General features: G+C 46.6%; 1 pseudogene. It reads left to right on the forward strand.

Annotation, left to right across the window (positions count from 1 at the left end):
• A pseudogene (locus Q0828_RS24440) lies at positions 1-262 on the forward strand (hypothetical protein); the annotation flags it as partial.

The raw sequence follows: 262 nt of genomic DNA on the forward strand, positions 1-262 counted from the left end.
TAGACTTAGATGCAGACAACGATGGAATCTATGATACGATAGAAACTGGCGGCACTGATGCAGACAATAATGGAATTGCAGATGGCACGCCAGATCCGATCACCGGAATCCCAAGTAGCGCAGGCACGGGAGTATCGATTCCAACAGACAGTGATGGGAATGTTGGAGAGAACTTACCAGATTTCTTAGACAGTGATAGTGATGATGATGGTTGTAGTGATGCCAATGAATACTATGGAGATGACACAGCTGATGGCGGCGA

The sequence above is a fragment of the uncultured Kordia sp. genome (assembly GCF_947496985.1).
In the GTDB taxonomy this organism is placed as follows: domain Bacteria; phylum Bacteroidota; class Bacteroidia; order Flavobacteriales; family Flavobacteriaceae; genus Kordia.